General features: G+C 58.2%; 15 protein-coding genes. 5 read left to right on the forward strand and 10 right to left on the reverse strand.

The genetic code is table 11. The features are described 5' to 3' along the window. Positions 1-38: 38 nt before the first annotated feature. Complete coding sequence (locus tag AC2FIR_RS13365; RefSeq protein WP_170615876.1) at positions 39-515, reverse strand: hypothetical protein; 477 nt, start codon at positions 513-515, stop codon at positions 39-41. Beyond that, entirely contained in the window at positions 512-679 is a 168-nt protein-coding gene (gene hemP, locus AC2FIR_RS13370; protein WP_170615874.1) for a hemin uptake protein HemP, read from the reverse strand. The genes AC2FIR_RS13365 and hemP overlap by 4 nt, the downstream gene beginning before the upstream one ends. Positions 680-902: 223 nt before the next feature. Between hemP and gph the strand changes: the two genes are divergently transcribed. Together gph and AC2FIR_RS13380 are read left to right on the forward strand one after the other, a co-directional pair. Beyond that, a complete protein-coding gene (gene gph, locus AC2FIR_RS13375) occupies positions 903-1577 on the forward strand; it encodes a phosphoglycolate phosphatase (RefSeq protein WP_496746613.1) in 675 nt (224 codons plus the stop codon). Positions 1578-2113: 536 nt separating this feature from the next. Next, a complete protein-coding gene (locus tag AC2FIR_RS13380) occupies positions 2114-2974 on the forward strand; it encodes a DUF5672 family protein (RefSeq protein ID WP_496762497.1) in 861 nt (286 codons plus the stop codon). Between the two features lie 59 nt (positions 2975-3033). On the opposite strand, the gene rfbA is transcribed toward AC2FIR_RS13380, so the two are convergent. From rfbA to rfbC, 4 genes are read right to left on the reverse strand one after another with little or no spacing between them, the layout of a single operon-like run. After that, on the reverse strand, positions 3034-3906 hold the full coding sequence (gene rfbA / locus AC2FIR_RS13385) for a glucose-1-phosphate thymidylyltransferase RfbA (RefSeq protein WP_321249111.1): 873 nt from the start codon (positions 3904-3906) through the stop codon (positions 3034-3036). Next, the gene (rfbD, locus tag AC2FIR_RS13390) at positions 3903-4757 is read right to left on the reverse strand and encodes a dTDP-4-dehydrorhamnose reductase (RefSeq protein WP_496746609.1); all 855 of its coding nucleotides are present in this window, start codon (positions 4755-4757) and stop codon (positions 3903-3905) included. The genes rfbA and rfbD overlap by 4 nt, the downstream gene beginning before the upstream one ends. Continuing rightward, positions 4754-5803, reverse strand: a complete 1050-nt coding sequence (gene rfbB, locus AC2FIR_RS13395; protein ID WP_480913898.1) for a dTDP-glucose 4,6-dehydratase — start codon at positions 5801-5803, stop codon at positions 4754-4756. The genes rfbD and rfbB overlap by 4 nt, the downstream gene beginning before the upstream one ends. Next, positions 5800-6366, reverse strand: coding sequence for a dTDP-4-dehydrorhamnose 3,5-epimerase (rfbC, locus tag AC2FIR_RS13400; RefSeq protein WP_170615854.1), 567 nt, complete (start codon positions 6364-6366; stop codon positions 5800-5802). The genes rfbB and rfbC overlap by 4 nt, the downstream gene beginning before the upstream one ends. Positions 6367-6604: 238 nt before the next feature. On the opposite strand from rfbC, the gene AC2FIR_RS13405 reads away from it, so the two are divergent. The 3 genes from AC2FIR_RS13405 (at position 6605) to AC2FIR_RS13415 (ending at position 11395) form a co-directional block, all read left to right on the forward strand. Further along, positions 6605-8140 carry a formylglycine-generating enzyme family protein gene (locus AC2FIR_RS13405; protein ID WP_496746606.1) on the forward strand — a complete coding sequence of 512 codons (1536 nt, stop codon included), beginning with the start codon at positions 6605-6607 and terminating at the stop codon, positions 8138-8140. A 305-nt stretch (positions 8141-8445) separates the two neighbouring features. Beyond that, positions 8446-9732 carry a peptidoglycan-binding domain-containing protein gene (locus AC2FIR_RS13410; RefSeq protein ID WP_496746604.1) on the forward strand — a complete coding sequence of 429 codons (1287 nt, stop codon included), beginning with the start codon at positions 8446-8448 and terminating at the stop codon, positions 9730-9732. Between the two features lie 214 nt (positions 9733-9946). Next, complete coding sequence (locus AC2FIR_RS13415; RefSeq protein ID WP_170806936.1) at positions 9947-11395, forward strand: peptidoglycan-binding domain-containing protein; 1449 nt, start codon at positions 9947-9949, stop codon at positions 11393-11395. A 74-nt stretch (positions 11396-11469) separates the two neighbouring features. Here the strand turns inward: AC2FIR_RS13415 and AC2FIR_RS13420 are convergent, their stop codons facing one another. The 4 genes from AC2FIR_RS13420 to AC2FIR_RS13435 are packed head-to-tail and all read right to left on the reverse strand — an operon-like array spanning position 11470 to position 18134. Further along, positions 11470-14844 carry a CHAT domain-containing tetratricopeptide repeat protein gene (locus AC2FIR_RS13420; protein WP_496762499.1) on the reverse strand — a complete coding sequence of 1125 codons (3375 nt, stop codon included), beginning with the start codon at positions 14842-14844 and terminating at the stop codon, positions 11470-11472. Then, positions 14841-15479 carry a hypothetical protein gene (locus AC2FIR_RS13425; RefSeq protein WP_496746600.1) on the reverse strand — a complete coding sequence of 213 codons (639 nt, stop codon included), beginning with the start codon at positions 15477-15479 and terminating at the stop codon, positions 14841-14843. Before AC2FIR_RS13425 ends, AC2FIR_RS13420 begins: the two co-directional genes overlap by 4 nt. Continuing rightward, a complete protein-coding gene (locus tag AC2FIR_RS13430; RefSeq protein ID WP_496746598.1) occupies positions 15469-17580 on the reverse strand; it encodes a caspase family protein in 2112 nt (703 codons plus the stop codon). Before AC2FIR_RS13430 ends, AC2FIR_RS13425 begins: the two co-directional genes overlap by 11 nt. After that, positions 17577-18134 carry a hypothetical protein gene (locus AC2FIR_RS13435; RefSeq protein ID WP_170615840.1) on the reverse strand — a complete coding sequence of 186 codons (558 nt, stop codon included), beginning with the start codon at positions 18132-18134 and terminating at the stop codon, positions 17577-17579. Before AC2FIR_RS13435 ends, AC2FIR_RS13430 begins: the two co-directional genes overlap by 4 nt.

Raw genomic sequence — 18134 nt, forward strand, 5'->3', positions numbered from 1 at the left:
GCTGCGCAGCGCGGGGTTCTCTCATCATTCGGTCTCTTTCAATGTAAAGTAGCTGCCGGGGTATGATGCCCCGTGTTGGGCAACGGAGCCGAGATGGTCATTCGGCGCAGCGCCAGCCCAAATTCTTCGGACAGACAGACAAGCGCCGGTGCAAAATCCGGCCTGATGATAAGCGAGGCCATCATCATCGCATCCTCTCGCGCCCCTTCGGATGCGGCAGCAATCATCTGCGCAAAGCAGTTTTCGTCCGCACCCAGGCATGCGCAGTTCAAGCCGTGGCGTATCAGAGGTCGGCGCCCATGGTTGGCGCACAGCGAGCACAACCTGTCCAAGGTCAGCATTGCGGCGCGACCGTGATCATTACCCAGAGCGATTTCAAAATCGCTTGCGGCATCAGCGCGGCCGTTGGCACCGTTTCCCCACAACCGCAGATACATGACGGCTCCTGCTTCGACCGGACTCAGATCCGCCAAATGTCCAACCGTTGCCCCGCCGCGCGAGGACTGCGCGCTCATTTCGTGAGGATCAGTTTGCCGGCGCGGGTGATACGCAGCGTGTACAGCTGGTCCCCCAACTCGATATGAGCCAGATTTCCACCCTTGGTCAGGTCTTCCGCCTTATGAGCTGGCAACATGGAAACGGCATAGGCCTGGCTTGGATTCGGGTTCTGCATGTTCATCGGGCAACTCCGGATAGGTTTTGGCAAATCGTCTTGATCTGATTGCGTTTTTCAACGATCTGGCTGACCCGAAGCCGGGTTGGCTGACTGTCTGCGCCTTAATCTGATTATTTTACTCAGGTTTGTCAAGCATGTGCCTTCACATTTCCGAATAACTGTTTGATTGCGTCGGGCCGGGACACCGGGTAGGTCTTGGAACGCATTGATACCGGTGGACATTTCTGTGACTGCAACCCTTGTATTCGATCTGGATGGAACCCTGCTCGACAGCCTCGCCGACATTGCGGCGGCGGCAAACCGAATGCTGGATGATGTCGGTCATCCACCGTTGGAACAGAATACCATCCGGCAATTCGTTGGAAACGGCCTTCCCAAACTGGTCGAGCGGGTCATCCACCATTGCGGCCTTCCCCTTGAACAGCATTCCGACCTGACACAGAGAACCCTGGCCCACTACAACGCCGCCAGCAGCGTCCACACCGTTGCGTATCCCGGCATGATCCAGGCGCTGCATGCGCTTAGCGAAATGGGCTGTGCGATGGGTGTATGCACCAACAAACCCGAACGGCCCGCCCGGCACATCCTGGAAGCGCAGGGAATGTCAGGTTTCTTTGATGCTGTTTTCGGTGGCGATACATTGAACATACGCAAGCCCAATCCGGCCCATCTTAATGCCTGCTTCGAAGCCCTGCCCGACACAGGACCGCGGCTGTTTGTCGGAGACAGCGAAGTTGACGCTGAAACGGCGCGCCGCGCGCAGGTGCCTTTTTTGCTTTTCACCAATGGTTACCGGAAATCGGCCATTTCGGACATTCACCATGATGTCGTGTACAACGATGCATTGGAACTGCCCGCGCTTGTCGCGCGGTTGGCGACTGGTCAGGCCGGAGATCTGTAAACTTTCCTAAAAGGGGTAAGGGGCCGGCCGAGGGGGTAAGTAGCCAGCCCCTTCTTGGGGGAAAAGTGGTTTGGTCTGTTTAGACCCGGTATCTGAAATACATAATTAACGATTCGCGGCTGACAGCGATATTGGGGGATGCCCGTAGGACCCAGTTTTCACGCCCATGAACACCGATTTTCCTGACAGAATGCGGCTCGAGGATTGGTGGCCAATGCCGCAGATACTTGAGTGTATCTGGCCTGGATTGCCCCACTGGATTGGCCGGATGCATCCCGGGGGCAAAGATCGGATTGACACTTCAGCCCAAATCATCAATGTGCCACGGGGTTACTAGACAACCTGAGGGTCATGGCGTCAGCATCACCTGTTACGGCAGGACAAGCGCCGAGTATCGTTGGCAATCAATTGCGGTGCTGTTAGATTGAGAGCAGAAATGAAGAAAATTTCGCTCAACCTGACAGTTTGGCTGACTCCTGTATCGGCCAGCTAATATTGCAAGATTACAAATAGTTGGCCTATGAAGGGGCGAATTCATGAAAGTGCCGCACAGTTCAGACGCAGAAAACACTTCTGGCTGCTGCAACGTTGTCGTGCCCGTTCACCGGGTACTGACGGACACGGAAATGGCGGCCCTTCTGCACAATGTCAGGATACTGAAGTCACACGATGTCACCATTCTGGGGCCAGACGCTCTGTGCGATTACCTTGACAACACGGTCACAAAAAACGTCCTGCGGGAAACGGAAGGAACAGCGCGGTCCCTTTGCCTGTCCGATTCCCATTTTGTCAGCATCGACTCGTACAACCAACTGATGATCAGTCAGGAGTTTTATGACCAATTTGCTGATTTTTCCTACATCCTGATTTGCCAGGTCGATTGTCTGATCATTCAGGATCATCTCGATTCCTGGACCGCGCATGGATATTCCTTTGTCGGAGCGCCGGTTTTTGACGGGTACAGCCAACCAAACCTGCCGTATGACTTCACCGGTGAACTGAACGGTGGATTGTCCCTTCGCAAGATCAGCGATTGCCGTAGGGTGACGCATGAGGCGCTTTTCCTGACTTGCGCAGGTGCCGTCAGAATAGCCAACAAGGTTGGTGCCGTGGCCCTGGCAAACCTAGTGCTTCGTCTGTTCGGAAAAACAATCATTCCCGTAAAACCCGGCGTGAACGAGGATGTGATCTGGACAAACCTGGTGCCGCGTTATTTCAGCGGGTTTACAATTCCCACGCCGATGCAGGCGTCGCGGTTCGCGTTTGAAGCCGCGCCGGAATACCTGCTGGAATGCAACGACGGGAAGCTGCCATTTGGCTGCCACGCCTTCCAAAGATACGGCAGTAAGTTCTGGCGCAAGTATTTCCCGGACGAGTATTTCAGCACGGACCGGTAGCCCTGCCCGCGCAATACTCACCAGTCTAAAAAAAAACCGCAGATCAGAACGCGATGGGACTAGTCCACCAGATTGCGCAGGTATCTTCCGTATGCCGTTTTCCGGAACAATTCCGCGCGTTTCAGAAGCTGCTCCTGCGAAATCCAGCCGTGTTCGAACGCGATTTCTTCTGGGCACCCGACCTGCTGACCTTGCCGGTTCGATAGTGTGTGCACGAAGTTTCCGGCTTCAAGCAATGACGCATGTGTGCCGGTGTCCAGCCAGGCATAACCGCGCCCCATCTGCCTGACGCGTAATGTTCCGTCGTCCAGGTACGTCTCAAGCAGGGACGTGATTTCAAGTTCTCCGCGTTCCGACGGCTTGACCCGCCGAGCACGCTCTGGCGCGGTTCCGTCCAGAAAATACAGTCCCGTCACGGCATAGTTCGACGGTGGCACTTTGGGCTTTTCAACGATGCTCTGCACTGCGCCGGTCGCATCAAAGCCAACCACGCCATAACGTTCCGGGTCGGCCACGCGATAACCAAAAACGGTTCCGCCTGTGCTTTGCGCATCGGCCTTTTGCAGTTGGGTCGGTAGACCATGGCCAAAGAAGATGTTGTCCCCCAGCACCATCGCCGACGGCGCGCCGTTCAGAAACTCTTCGGCCAGCAGATAGGCTTGCGCCAGACCGTCCGGCGACGGCTGGGTGATGTAGGTCAGTTCCAGACCCCACTGGCTGCCATCCCCCAGCGTGCGCTGAAACTGGTCCTGATCCTGGGGCGTGGTGATGATGCAGATCTCGCGGATTCCCGTCAGCATCAGTACCGACAGCGGATAATAGATCATCGGCTTGTCGTAGATCGGCAGAAGCTGTTTGGACACACCCATCGTGATCGGGTACAGACGGGTGCCCGAGCCGCCGGCCAGAATGATACCTTTACGGTTCGTCATGATGAAATCTCTTTGCTGTTCAATACGTCGCGCAGGCCGGCCCGCCAATCGGGGCGTTCCAGACCGCAGGCAGACAGGCTGCTGCAGTCCATTCGCGAATTCAGGGGCCGTTTGGCCGGAGTAGGATAGTCAGAGGTCGGAATACCCGTAACAGTCACGGACCGACCGGCTTGCGAGAAAATCTCGCGCGCAAATCCGGCCCAGCTGACGTCCGGTGAACCGCCAAAATGCAGGGTTGCGCTGTCCATCTCACCAGCCATCAGGCGGTCGGCCAGATGCAGGCAGGCCCGCGCGATGTCCGCAGCCGGGGTCGGGCCGCCAATCTGATCGTCTACAACGTTCAGCGCATCCCGGGTTTCAGACAGGCGCAGCATGGTTTTGACAAAGTTGTTGCCATGGGCCGAGAACACCCACGAGGTGCGCATTATGGCGTGACGGCAGGTGCTGGCCCCGATCGCCGTTTCACCAGCCAGCTTTGTGCGGCCATAGGTGTTGATCGGGTGCGTGGCATCTTCCGGCCGGTGCGGGGCCTCACCCGAGCCGTCAAATACGTAATCGGTCGAAATATGCACCAACGGAATGCCCAGCGCGGAACAGGTCCTGGCAATGGCCCCAACCGTTGTGCCGTTGACGGCCATTGCTGTCTCGGCCTCATCTTCAGCCCGATCCACGGCGGTATAGGCTGCGGCATTGATCACCGCTTGCGGCCGGTGCGTTTCGATGGCGGCCTGGCACTGTTCCGGGTTGGTCAAATCCGCTGCATCGCGGCCAAGAAACACGATCTCGCGCTGGCCCGCATTCAGGGCGATTTCCTGGGCGACCTGCCCGGTTTTTCCAAAGACAAGGATCATTTTCCCGTCCCCAGTCGCTGACCAACACCGTCGCGGTTTTGCAGCGCGCGCCACCAGTCTTCGTTGTCCAGATACCACTGGACGGTTTTTTCCAGCCCTTCCTCGACGGTTACGGACGGGCTCCAACCCAACTCATTGCGAATGCGGGTCGGGTCTATGGCATACCGTGCGTCATGGCCGGGACGATCGGTTACAAAGGTGATCTGATCTGCGTAAGACCCGCTGTCTTTTGGACGTTTGCGGTCAAGGATTTCGCAAAGGGTTTTGACCAGTTCCAGATTGGTGCGCTCGTTTTCCCCACCGATGTTGTAGGTGCGACCAACCTGCCCCTTTTGCACGACCAGCAGAAGCGCATCCGCGTGATCTTCCACGTACAGCCAGTCACGGATGTTCGAACCATCCCCGTAGATCGGCAGCGGCTTGCCCGCCAGAGCATTGAGGATGATCACGGGGATCAGCTTTTCAGGAAAATGGAACGGTCCGTAATTGTTAGAACAATTGGTCAGCACGACCGGCAGGCCGTATGTTTCGGCCCAGGCGCGAACAAGGTGATCGCTTGCCGCTTTCGAAGCGGAATAGGGCGAACGGGGATCGTAGGACGTCTCTTCGGTGAACTGAACCTGCGGGTCGGCGGGCAGCGAGCCATAAACCTCATCCGTCGAGATGTGGTGAAACCGGAACGCCTCGGGCTGACCCATACGTGTCCAGTATGCTCTTGCAGCTTCGAGCATCTGATAGGTGCCCGTGATGTTGGTTTCGATGAAATCGCCCGGCCCGTCGATCGACCGGTCAACATGGCTTTCCGCCGCCAGATGCATGACCGCGTCCGGCTCATGATCTGCAAACACCTTGTCCAGGGCTGCGCGATCACGAATATCGGCCTGCACAAAACTGTAATTGGGGTGGTTGGTCACACTGGCCACGTTTTCAAGACACGCCGCGTATGTCAGCGCATCCAGGTTGACCACGCTGTGCCCGTCACGAATGGCCTGACGAACAACTGCGGATCCAATGAACCCGGCCCCGCCGGTCACGAGAATTTTCATTTCTGACCTTCATATACAAACGGATTGTCCAAAGCCGCCAGTGTCACGGCCGCTTCATCCTTGGCGCTCAGCACAGGATCAATTTCCAGCTCCCAGTCGATACCGATATCGGCATCGTCGAACCGGACCGAGCGGTCGCAGTCCGGGGCGTAGTAGTCCGAACATTTGTAGACGATCTCGGTGTCCGGCTCACGGGTGACGAAACCATGCAAAAACCCGGCCGGAATCAGCAGTTGCTTGCCGTTCTCGGCACTCAGTTCAACGCCCACCCATTTCCCATAGGTCGGGCTGCCCTTGCGAATATCGACCGCCACATCAAACAACCGTCCGCGCCCACAGCGCACCAGCTTGTCCTGCGCGTGAGGCGGAGTTTGCATATGCAGCCCGCGCAGCGTTCCCACCGTTGCAGACACCGAATGATTGTCCTGAACAAACTCGAAGTTCAGCCCTGCATCCTCCATGCGTTTCCGGTTCCAGCTTTCGGAAAAGAAGCCACGGTTGTCGCCAAAGCGTGCTGGCGTGAGGATTTTCACACCTTCTAATGAAGTATCTTCTATCTGCATCAAAAAACTTCCTGCCGTTTCAATCGCAAATGTTCGGTTTGTCGGTTGCCCACCCTCTAACCCGCCTGATGTGGAATTACCACCACGCGAACGTGATTTCGGCAAGAACCACCAGACTGCCTCAGTTGCAATCTGTTTCATCTGTGCAAAACTGTCTCCTGCCCGATGCAGGGTGGTTACAGAATTTTGGGGAGTTCCGATTTTGCCCGTATCTGCTCGACTGAGCCTGTGTTTTTTCATGGCTTGGCTGTCTTCGGCTTGGGCAAGCGACGCCCCATGGCCCCCCATTCTGATCGATCCTTCCAGCCAGTTGCACGGCCCTGCGGATCTGGTCTTGCCGATGCCTTGTGGCGGTGGCATGGCCTTTCAGAAAGTCAACGTGCCGGTCGATATCGCCCGCCCGTTGTCGGACCGACCCTTTCGTATGGGGCAGTCTGACGCCGATACCGCTTTTTCGGACTACCTCAAGCCCACCTATCTGCGCGGGGCATTCGACGACCCCGAAAACAGTGTCAGCTACTATTATATTGCCCGGTACGAATTGAATGAGGCTCAGTACCGCGCCATCAACATGAATTGCGACAGCGGCTTCAAACCGGTCGAAGCCCGGGCCAAAGGCGGATTAAGTTGGTTCGAAGCCGTTGATCTCTCGCGCGCCTATTCCGAATGGCTGATGCAGAACGCCCGCGACAGCCTGCCCCGGCAAGGTGACCGCACCGGCTTTCTGCGGCTGCCGACCGAACCTGAATGGGAATATGCCGCCCGCGGTGGCGCAAAAGCCGACGCCGCGGTATTTGCCGCCCGCAGGTTCTTCTCCGAAGGGACGTTGTCCGATTACGCCGCCTATCTGGCGCCTGGCAGCGGCAGCACCAAGCTCAGCATCATCGGAGCGCGACGGAAACCCAACCCGCTGGGCCTTCTGGATATCTATGGCAATGTTGAGGAGTTGATGCTTGAACCGTTCCGCCTGAATGCCATCGGGCGCAGTCACGGCCAGTCTGGCGGACTGGTCACGCGTGGCGGTTCGGTCGATCAGGAAGACGCGCAAATCTACACCGCGCGCCGCAATGAATACCCGATGTACAGCAGCCTGAATGGTCAGGCTCTAGCCGGCGAATACTTTGGTGTCAGGCTGGTCATCAGTGCCGCCGTGGTATCCGAAGACCGCTATGACGCGATCCGGGATGGCTGGACGCAAGAGGCTGATCGGTCCTCGGAAGAGCAATCTGACCCACTGGCAACCCTGAACGCGCTGCTGGAAGAGGAAGTGGACCCCCGCCGCAAATCTGCCTTGGGCGATCTTCAGCTGGAATTTCGCATCGCGCGGGAACAGGCTGCGGAATCCCTGTTTCAAGCCGCAAAATCCACGCTCCTGAGCGGGGCAGCTTTCGTAGAGACCTTGATCGAAGGCAGCCGCGAAATTCAGCAACTGGAACGGGACAGCCTGCGCCTGCTGGACACGATCAAGGTCTCGGTCGGCAATCAACGCACCCAACTGATGCAGACATTGAACCTGAACCTCGACCGGCTGGATGCCTTGCGGGCAAGCCGGGATACGTACTTGCTGTCTTACCGGGCAACGCTTGAGACCTTGGGTTCCGACGTCGAAACAGAAATCCGTGAACGCGCCTATGAAGGGCTGACGCAGGATCTGGCCCAGGCGGAACAGGCGCAGCTTTTGGCAATGCTCAACCGGTTCTGGACGGATATGGGGCTTTATCTTGAAGAACCGGACATGGAGAAAGATCAACTGCTGCTGATCGCTATTCAGTAGGGTGAACCTGGGCGGTTTGTGGACCCATTCATTTGGCTGAGCGGCCCCCCGCAAATCTGAATGACAAAAAGCTGTTTCGGGCAAAAATCCGGGCACGCTCCGTCCCTTGGCGCCCTAATGCATGTTTGCGCTATAGGTCAGACTTGCGGCCAAAAAAACCGAAGACTAAAACCAACTCTTTAAAAAGAAATCGTAAAAATCGACCATCTCTCCGACCCTGAGCGATAACAATTTTTGTAACGGGCTATTTTGAACGGCGCTGGCTAGCGTTGGTCCCAGATAGTTTTTTGCTTAGGGGGTCGACAATGGCACGCAGTATTTTCAAACACACGCTGGGCGGCGCATTGGCCGCATCCATGTTGATGACAGCATCGGTTGAACGCGCAAACGCGGGCGCGAAGGAAGTGATCGGTACAGCGATGCTGTTATGTCTCGCCAATCCAAACATCTGCCCAAGAAACAAACCAAGACCTCCCGGCAGAAAGCCGGTCCCAACGCCCGTTCTAAGCGAGGAAGAACGTCAACAAAACCGCGACGTGCAGAACGCCTTGAACACATTCGGCTTTCCGGTCGGAAACGCTGACGGTGTATTGGGCCGCCGGAGCCGCGCAGCCATTCGCGACTATCAGTACTTCATGGGTGATCCCGCCAACGGACGCCTTTCCCAGTGGGAACGGGATACATTGATCAACGCATGGCGCAAGTATCAGGCAGGCGCGGGCAACGCATATCCACGACTGATGGCCGCCGAAGGCCCCCGTGGCCTGCTTAAGGTTGAACGCAACCCCAGCTACGCCGGGCATTACGACGGGCAGCAACCGCAGCCCTACCCATCGCCACAACCCTTAGACGGTGGCATTGTCGATCCGAACAATCCATCCCCGCCACCCATCGTCGGCGAACTGCCCAAACGCATAGGAACACCCGTCAAATCTGTGGCCGGGCGCTGCGAACTGGTGGGTGCCACCTCGAAAATCCAGGGCGGGCTAATCCACGCGGACAATGTGACCGATCACCATCAGGCGCTGAGTGAAAAACTGTGCGAGGCACGCGGGCTTGTCATCACTTTGGGACAGTCCTCGCAGTCCCATTTCGCGGTTTCCGAAACCGAAATGACGGAAATCTGCAATCACATCAAAGCCACATTCTCGGGCACGATCAGTGCTCTTCCCGGAACGCCGGTGCAGTCCACCCTGGACAGCGCGCGGAATGCGAATGCTACGCTTGGGCTGAATATGCCCCAGATTGCCCGGGACTATGGCGAGATCTGCACCGGAATGGGGTATCGCATGGACGACGCCGAGATGGCGCTGGCCGGTGCCCTTTCACTGACCGCATCCGGCCACGCTGCATATGGCGAACTGGTTGGCCACCACCTGCGAGAAGGTTTCGGCACCGCCGAAGCTCCGAAGGCGTCGGTCGAGTGGTACGCGAACGCGATGACGGCACTGGAAAATGGTGCGCCTGCCGTTTTCATGGCCAGCGCCACACAGGATCGCGTCAGCGTAATCCGCAAGGCAATGCAAATCGCGGAAACGCAGGCTGCACTTCACGGTGTTCCCGTAAATGCCCAATGGTCGGCAGGTAATTGACGATTTATCGAGATACTGTTTCGACATTAAGGGTCATTACGCCTGAATTGTCGAAGTTTTAGGGCGCCATACCCACCCTCGGCGTCCTAAAATTATTTGTTTTCAATGCTCAATTGCATGGGTGCAAACAGGTGACATTTTTTGTAACATGCACTGAATCACATGTTTAAGTAAGAATAGCGATATAGATTTTGGGTAAGGAGGTGACTTAAAGATGCCACGTCATATTTTAAATAAATCCGTCGGCGGCGCATTGCTGGTCTCCCTGATGATTACCACGGGCGTCAGCCGCGCAAGTGCAGATCTGGCAGATGTGATTATCGGCGGCGGTGCCGCTGTGATCCTTGGGTGCGCTACAGGCGCAATCAACTGCAACAAAAACAAAAAACGCAGCCAAACGACGACAACGCGCCGCTCGACGGTGAATTCTGCCCAGCGGCAGCAAAACCGTGAGGTTCAGAGCGCGCTCAACGGCTTCGGCTGGAACGCGGGAACGGTCGACGGCGTGATGGGAAACCGCAGCCGCGGTGCGATCCGTGATTATCAAGGTTACATGGGATACCCCCAGACCGGCCAGCTTTCGGATTGGGAACGTCAGAACCTGGTCAACGGATGGCGGCAGTATCAGTCAGGTGCCGGTGGCGCCTATCCCCGTACGATGGCTGCTGAAGGCCCGCGCGGATTGCTGAACATCGGTCGTGACCCCAACTATGCCGCACGTTATGGCGACAATGCCGGGCCAAACTACGGTGCAAATACTCCCAATTATGGCACCAACAACAACGGCATTGTTGACCCGTGGGCCAACAACGGCACTCAGGCCGCGGCGGCGCAGCCCCTGAACCAGGTACCACGCCAGCAGGTCCCGCAGGCTGTCATTCCCGACCAGCCCCAGCAGGGTGGCGGTCAGGTTATCGGCAATGGCGGCACGGTGCCAAAGCTCAAGCCCCTGAAGCCGGTTGGTCAGCCCACTGTATCCGCTGCCGCACGGTGCGAACTGGTTGACCAGACAACGCGCATTCAGGGCGGTGTGGTTCAGGCGTCGAACATGACAGATCCGAACCAGGCACTAAGCGAAAAGTTCTGCGAAGCACGTGGATTTGCCATCACGCAAGGTGGATCGCTCGCGTCGCAATACGCGGTGTCCGAAAACGAGATGACGGAGCTGTGCAGCCAGATTGCAGGCGGGTACTCCGACGTCATGTCCGGCCTGCCCACAACGGATCAGGCACAGGTCATGCCGGCGGTGCAATCGACCGCCACCCAGTTGGGTCTGAGCGACGCCGCAACAATGGGCGTCTATGGCCAGATCTGCCTGGGCATCGGTTATCGTCTGGATGATGCCGAAATGGCTCTGGCTGGCGCATTGACAATGATGGCTGCGGGTCAGGCTCCTTACGGAGAGCTGATTGGGCACCACCTGCGTGAAGGGTTCGGTGTGCCGGCGACCCCTGCGGCAGCGGTTCCGTGGTATGTGAACGCGATGGATTCACTGGAAAGCGGTGCAACGCCTGTTTTCGTCCCCAGCACGACAACCGAACGGGTTCAGGTCATCCGTTCTGCACTGCAGGTACAGAATCAGCGTGCAGGAAACAACGGGCAAAGCTTGCCCAGGGTGGTTCCGGTTGCAAATACGCTGCCGCTACTGACGCCCAAGGACTAAGCTACAACTGCCAGAAAAAGCAAACGGGCCGCCTGATCAGGTGGCCCGTTTGCTTTTGTGGCGCAGGTCACCCGTCAGCCTGCGCCAATCATCAGGAACGGGGCCCAGATCGACGGGTGGGAATTCGGCAGTTGGGTCTGATCGCGGCTCGGGTCGTCAAAAAGAGATTTCATCGCCTGCCTCAGCGACTCGGCCTTGCTGGTCTGATTTTGCGAGGCGGTCACGGTGCGGGTAATCAGCGCCTCGGCGGCGCGATCATCTACGCGCCAATGCGAAACAAGCATATTGCGCGCGCCAGCCGAGAAAAAGCCCTGAACCAACCCCCCCAGACCTTCGCCGCCGATCGAATCTTCCCCTGCCGTGTCGCAGGCCGACAGAATGACCCAGTCGGCACCAATATCGAGCTGCGCGGCCTCGGAGGCGGTCAACAGGCCATCGCCAGTGAAACTTCCTTGCGCCGGGGCAGTCGCGTCTGGCGTCAGCGCCAATGCGGGTTCGGCCAACCCTTCGAACGCGCCCGACAACAACCCATGCGTCGCAAAATGCAGAATTTGCGCCTGCGCCAGTTTGCCTTGGCTGTTGAGCGCAACGATTTCCGCTTCGCTTGCTGAGGAACCCAACCGAATGTCGCTGCGGGTCTCTCCGAACAACCCTGCCAGCGTTTCAACTTCGCGCCGGGTGCCCGGCAAACGCGGAAGCGCGCGTACTGCGGTTGCTCGTTGCGAGATCGATCCGCGCATAACGATGTCTGTCTGAGGCAAGGCCGCCAGTTCCGCCCCCTGAAACGCAGGGTCGCCAAATCCGACATATGCCAGCCTGGAGGCTGGTTGCTCGGGGACCCGGGGACGTTTTCGCAGGTTTTCAAGGGCCGCGACGGACGGCACAACCCGCAGCGCGCGCTCATGCCCCAACCAGCGTATTTCGCGCAGGTCCCTTGCGGTGCGACGGTCCTGCAAATGTCGGCCCGGGTCATCCACGATCAGGGCCGCGAAAGGTATGCTCAGCGTTTCACCGTAGGGGACCAACGTCCAGGTCGACTTGGAACCAATCAGATCAGCTATTTCCGGCGATCCGAAAAACGTCTTGTGCAGTCGTTCTGCGGCATCGAAAGCAAACGGGGCGGCATACCGCGTCGCTGCGGCGCCCGACGCGCCCTGCACGTTGGCAAGCGGCGCCCGCAATTGGGCCATATGCTCTGGCGACTTCGGGTCAAGCGTACGCTGGAGATCAAGTATGTCCTGCACCAGAACGTTCCACTTCTGAGGCAATTCAACCATCGCCGCGCCGTCCCGGGTCACGGCAAGAACCAGCCCTTTGATCCCTTTCTTATGCGCGCTCTGGGTTGTGGCTGTCAGGATCATGATCACAGCCTCATCCGGCGCGATTACCTCGCGCTGGATATGGCCCATCGTCAGCGGCGCAGGGATTTGCCATTCGAAGTACTCGGAAAACTGTGCCGACATCCGGGACCGCAGACGGTCCAGATCCGAATTCTGAACATCGTTCCCGACCCGCTGGGCCAAAGTCGCTTTCTGCCATTGCGCCGCAAGTTGAACCAGATCGGGGTTTTGCGCCTTGTCCCGGATCGCCGCACGGGCCACAGCGACAGAGGCGGGGCCGTAACCCGCCAGTTGCATGGCCTCAAAGGCCATCTGAACATAGAGGTTCTTCTCCTGCTCACTGCCGGTTTCGGCAGCCTTGAGCGCTGATGAGGCGAACAACTCACCATACACCTGGCCAATCAGGTATACTTTTGCCCCGCCCGCTATCCCTTCCAGCCATTGAAACCCGCGCAGATAGTTCAACAGGTCGACTGTTCCATTCTGGAAGACGGCTGCCGCAGCAGAGAATTGCCCGCCTTTGAGCAGTGCCGACCCATGCGCGTCCACCAATCGGTAGTTGATGTCCAGATCGGGTATGGAACCCGTCCGCTGTTCTCCTTCCCGCTTTTCGATCTGGTTTCTTATGACTGCCAGCGCGGTTTCAATTTGTCCGGCTTCTTGCAGGAAAAAGGCATAGTTGAGTTGTGATGCATAAGCCTCAAGCCGCGTGCCTTGCGCCTCCTCTGCGGCGGCCAGTCGGTGCAGCATTTCCAGATCAGAGGCCGTGGGTTTCTTTCCCGCCTCTGTTCCATCCCAGAACGCAAGCTCCTCCTTGGGCCGGCCCAAGGCGACATTGGCCTGAATTTCCTTGTCCTTGGCCTGCAACCTGCGGGCCTGGACTTGCAGGGTTTCACGGTGATCCGGTCCCAGTTCACGCGTCAGGATATCGATGGATCGGGCATATAGCGGCTTGGCCCCTTTGAAGTTCTGGCGGAAATTCACCAGGTGATCGGCCACTGCGAAATAGACTTGGGCCTGCTGCCGTTCAGGGACCGCACCCGGATCCGAGACGATCAGTTCAAGCGCCGCCATCATTTTGGCCTCATAACTCTCGAACTCGAGATTCGCCAAATCATGTCCGGCCAGCGCCAGCAGCGCAGCAAGACGCTGAGCAGGATCCTCGCTGGACAAGGCATCATCCGCAATTTGCCGGTTCAACTCGCGGGCTGCGAACTTCCGCCCCTCCGCGCGTTCGATATCCTCCAGCGTTCGGCGCGCCCATTGAATAATCTCGTGCCCCTGAGGCAGTTTGCCCTGCGCCGAGGCAAGAACGTCCTCAGTAACGGATCGCGCCTCATCCAGTCTGCCAACACGCTCCAGCGCAATTCCGTATCGCAGCCGCGCGTAAAGGTGGGACTCGCTGTCAACCGCGTTTAATCTTTTGCCCAGTTCAGACGCTTCACGTGTAGGTTCAAGCGCTGCTTCATAGGCTTCCATCGCGTTCAAGGTATTGGCCAAACCGTTCAATGCCACTTGCAGCTTGCGGCCTTCCGTGTCGTGTTCCCGCGCGATCCCGACCATGTTTTCAAACATTTGCCGGGCGCCATCCAGCTGGTTTGTATCCAGAAGAATTGCGCCAACCAGAATACCGGTATCCAAACCTGCAGCGCTGTTTAACAAACCCAGTTGTTCAAGATCCCGCAGCAGCTCTGAGCTGACACTCAGCGCTTTTTCGTGGTGTCCGAGCAGTTGCAGAAGACTTCCGTATTCATAGCGGACATACAGCCCGTCTCGCTGAAGCCACAGACCCTCAATCCGGGCTGCGTCGACCGATTTGGTGTAGGCGCGCAATGCGTCTTCCCTGTCGCCGATGCCGAACAGGATTTCTCCTAGTATCCCATATTGCGCGACCCCGTTCCGTCCTTCGGTGCGCAGGCCCCGGTCGATCATGGGTTCCATCTGCCTGACAAGTTCCCGGACCGTGGCATGATCCTGTGCAACGAAGGCCTGACCGGCTCTGTTTTGCAGCGCTTCCAATTCGGCAGAGTTCTGGTTCTGGGCGGCGACCGGCAGGGCCAGAGCCAGCAATAGCGCGAAAACAGCGCCGGGCAGGCGGATGCCAGTCAACCCGGCGCCTCGCAATCCTGATGGGGCGACTGTGGAACAAACAACGCGACGCGCCCCTGACTGCCGCCGGCATTCGTGATCCGCAACGTCGCGTTGACGCAACTGTCGATCCAGACATCCACCAGCGCTGCAATCCCTTCAATGCCGGTCTGCGGGCTGATGTCTGCGGCGATGCTGGTTCCGTCCGAGCCCAAGAGTTCAACGTCGATATCAGCCCCACCAGACCCGCGCCACAAGCGGGCCTCGATCCACGTTACTTCCGAGCCGACAAGAAAAACGTCCGTTTCATGAGTTTGTCCGGGCGCAAGCAGCAGGTCCAGACGGGCGGCGCCACCAAGCTGACCCCGGGATCCGGTTTCGAGAACAGTGCCCAGCAAATCCGCTCCTCCGGGCATGTCACGCAGCGCATCGGCCAAAGGCAAGACCGAGAACGGATCCTCCGGGTCCAGAGTGCCGCCTTCCTCAAGCAACACAGCCAGACTGCTGGCAAGGGCCTGCGGTTCGTTTGCCTCAACGGCCCATTCTGCCACAACCAGGGCGCTTTTGCGCAGGTCGGCCGCCTCGGCCGATCCACCCTGACCAAGGAACATCAGGCTCAAAACAGTCAGAACCGCAATGTTGACTTTACTGCGCACCGCGTTCGGCCCCCACCTCTGCAACGGTTTTCAGCGGAATAATAACGGCACCGCTTTGCTTGATAACAGTTTCACCGACGGAACGGGTTTTGGCCAGCCCGAATCCGGCTTCGGTCAAAAGCGAGGATAACGAGTTGGCAGGCGCAGACCGTGTTGCGGGCGGCGCGCGTTCGTCTTGTAAATAACGAAAATCGACCGGGTCCGACCCGGGCATGCCGCGTTCGGCCAAGAGCAAAACACGCATCTGACCAGTAGCCAGCACTGCCCCATCCGGCCCACGCGTGGCTTCGGTATAGCGCAGGGTATCGGCCTCTCCGGACCCTATGCGCCAACCGCCTTTTTCGGCATCCCTGTATCCCGACAGGAAATACACCTGATTGTCCGGCGCGACATAAAGGGGCGTTAGATCAACCGGCCAAGGATTACGATTGTGAACGGAGACAAACACTGTGTCGCAGTGGCCAACCTGCAGGATGCCCTGAGGTGCGAACTTCGGCTCAACCTGAACCGCCAAAGCCTCCTGACATACAAATTCTTCGTCTGCTTCACCGGGGATGCGACGGGCACTGGCAGTGATTCCGTGCGACAAGGGGCTGGTCTGCAATATCGCCGCAACCGAGATCAACGCGCGCGACTTTGCGGCCTGCTGCAACATCTGCTCCAGCAGAGGCAATTGGGTCGCATCAAACGGAACAGACAGCGCATCGCGCGCACCGTCGGGAACGGGGTGCAGCACCAGCCGGTCCTTATCGGCGACGATTTGAATGTCCGGATCGTTCTGATCAAGGCGCAACCGTGGCTGCAGGTCCGAGATCATCTGAGCAATCTGCTCCTCAAATTGCGAGCCAGCAGATAGCAGCGACAGCCCTACTGCCAGCGAAAGATCTGTCGGGCGCGAAGAAACCTTTGCGGCCAGGCGGGGCGCGCGGTGCTGAAGCCAGCGCATTCGGAACTGTTCGGGGTCCAGACCCTCGGCTTTGATCTTCTCATCCAGTGTGGCGCGGGTGGTTTCCGGAAGCGGTGCGGTGGCTTGGGTCAGCGTCACTTCGGTTGGCGACACATCGAAAAGCAAGGCGCCATCGCTGTCCTCGACTGAAAACACCGTATCTGTCGTAACGCCATCGATGACACCAGCCTCGACAACAACGAGGTCCGAGATGAAAACGGCAAACCGGTTCGGCTCTCCGGCACCCTCAGAAAGCATGGGCTTTGTACCCAAAGCCCCCTCAAACCGCGGATCTGCACGCCCCCAGCCAATATCCCAGAGCGTCGCGGAAACCTGTCTGGCCAGTTCTGAATATGTGGGGGCTTCGGCACTTCGCAACGCACTGGCCAGCGCCCATGTCATCAGACCATGAACCGTTGGCGAACCCGGCGGTTTCAACTCGTAGGCCAATGATCCAGCCTCGGCGGCATAGAAGCCGGTAAAGTGACCGGGTGCGAGAGTACTGGCTTTCGACAGGTCCACGAGTGGTTCGGCAACCGGGCTGACTGTCTTGACGGGCCTCAGATCGACAAAGCGCGCAACGGCTGTCTCACCCCGCCGAAAGCTGCCGGAATGACAGGTATCCGCAATCAGCCACACATTCGCCCCGGCGGCGATCATCCGGTCTATTCTGGCCCCGATCTCATCGTCCCGGACAACATTGACCGGCGCGTCATCGGCATCAAATGCAAAATCCGAGGGCAAGAAAACCTCATCCAGCCCGTCCACCTCGGATGTGTCCGAACCGGACGCAATCTGCGCACCGTGGCCCGCCATGTAGATCGCTATCTTGTCGCCCGCCTGCGCCTCTGCCGCCAACCGATCCAGCGCGGCCAGAATATTGGCGCGCGTTGGAGTTTCGATAGAAACACCCTCAGTTTCAGTCAGTTCCGGAGAATCCGACAGCACTGAAATCTTTTCTATTGGAACACCTTTGCCAGCAAAAACCTGCGTCATCAGCGCCACGTCCGGGCCCGGTCCGGTCAGGGCTCCACCCAGGCGGGCCAGATCAGCAGTGTAATTCATCACGCCAATCAACAGCGCTTTGCGGTCGGGATTAGCGACGGCCGCACCGGCCGACAGAATACATCCCGCTAACAGAAAAACGCGGATCATGGGTCTACAGGCCGGGTTTCAATGACGACCCAGTCAGGGCCACCCGGCACATGATTGATGTGTATCTCACCTTGCAGGCCTGCAGGCACACAGTTCCAGTTCTGCGCCTCACGTCGGCAGGACGCCCCCGACAGACCAAACACCTGCCGCGCTGAGACGCCTGTTGCGGAAGCAAAGGACGCAACACCCTGCCCCTGTGGGGGGGCGAACCGACTGCCGCCTGGGACAATCCAAACCGTGTTTCGCAAAGACTCAGGCGAGGTATTGCTAATCAAACGATCAAACCGCTCACCCAGTTCTTTGTCCCCTCGCATCAAAAACCGCGCCTCGGCCTGATAGCGGTTTTGCAGTTGCGTTGCGGTTTCGCCTTTGGGGGCGTGTGCGGAAACAATCTCGAGCGCGGTTAGCAACAGGGGCGCGTTTTCAGTTGATACGGCCCAGTCGGCAAGAACCAGACCGGCAGAGACCCGGGCCGCCGCACTGTCTGGTTGTGCCTGCATTCCCGTTGGCAGGACGATCACAAGAAAGGCTGAAAACACTTTTGCCTTCATCAT

It is taken from the genome of Ruegeria sp. CDSB136, assembly GCF_059610965.1.

Excerpts from the sequence above, each read along its gene's own strand:
- AC2FIR_RS13365 (WP_170615876.1), bottom strand. The coding sequence starts at position 515 with ATGAGCGCGCAGTCCTCGCGCGGCGGGGCAACGGTTGGACATTTGGCG.
- hemP (WP_170615874.1), bottom strand. The coding sequence starts at position 679 with ATGAACATGCAGAACCCGAATCCAAGCCAGGCCTATGCCGTTTCCATG.
- AC2FIR_RS13380 (WP_496762497.1), top strand. The coding sequence starts at position 2,114 with ATGAAAGTGCCGCACAGTTCAGACGCAGAAAACACTTCTGGCTGCTGC.
- rfbA (WP_321249111.1), bottom strand. The coding sequence starts at position 3,906 with ATGACGAACCGTAAAGGTATCATTCTGGCCGGCGGCTCGGGCACCCGT.
- rfbD (WP_496746609.1), bottom strand. The coding sequence starts at position 4,757 with ATGATCCTTGTCTTTGGAAAAACCGGGCAGGTCGCCCAGGAAATCGCC.
- rfbB (WP_480913898.1), bottom strand. The coding sequence starts at position 5,803 with ATGAAAATTCTCGTGACCGGCGGGGCCGGGTTCATTGGATCCGCAGTT.
- rfbC (WP_170615854.1), bottom strand. The coding sequence starts at position 6,366 with ATGCAGATAGAAGATACTTCATTAGAAGGTGTGAAAATCCTCACGCCA.
- AC2FIR_RS13405 (WP_496746606.1), top strand. The coding sequence starts at position 6,605 with ATGGCTTGGCTGTCTTCGGCTTGGGCAAGCGACGCCCCATGGCCCCCC.
- AC2FIR_RS13410 (WP_496746604.1), top strand. The coding sequence starts at position 8,446 with ATGGCACGCAGTATTTTCAAACACACGCTGGGCGGCGCATTGGCCGCA.
- AC2FIR_RS13415 (WP_170806936.1), top strand. The coding sequence starts at position 9,947 with ATGCCACGTCATATTTTAAATAAATCCGTCGGCGGCGCATTGCTGGTC.
- AC2FIR_RS13430 (WP_496746598.1), bottom strand. The coding sequence starts at position 17,580 with ATGATCCGCGTTTTTCTGTTAGCGGGATGTATTCTGTCGGCCGGTGCG.
- AC2FIR_RS13435 (WP_170615840.1), bottom strand. The coding sequence starts at position 18,134 with ATGATGAAGGCAAAAGTGTTTTCAGCCTTTCTTGTGATCGTCCTGCCA.